Annotated in this window: 1 protein-coding gene; it reads left to right on the forward strand. The window is 64.9% G+C overall.

All coding sequences use genetic code 11. The annotated features are described in order from the left end of the window. On the forward strand, positions 1 to 202 hold a 202-nt coding region (locus A2J03_RS14900), incomplete at both ends, for a sugar phosphate nucleotidyltransferase (protein WP_269455206.1).

Consider the following 202-nt stretch of genomic DNA (forward strand, 5'->3'; position numbering starts at 1 on the left):
GTCGGCGCGGGGGGAATACGAGATCACCGACGTCAACCGGCACTATCTCGATGCGGGCCGGTTGGCGGTGCAGGTGCTGCCGCGCGGGACTGCGTGGCTCGATACCGGTACCTTCGATTCGTTGCTCGATGCCTCCAACTATGTGCGCACCATCGAGCAGCGTCAGGGTCTCAAGATCGGGGCGCCGGAGGAAGTGTCGTGG

The organism is Rhodococcus sp. EPR-157, from assembly GCF_001647195.1.
In the GTDB taxonomy this organism is placed as follows: Bacteria; Actinomycetota; Actinomycetes; order Mycobacteriales; family Mycobacteriaceae; genus Rhodococcoides.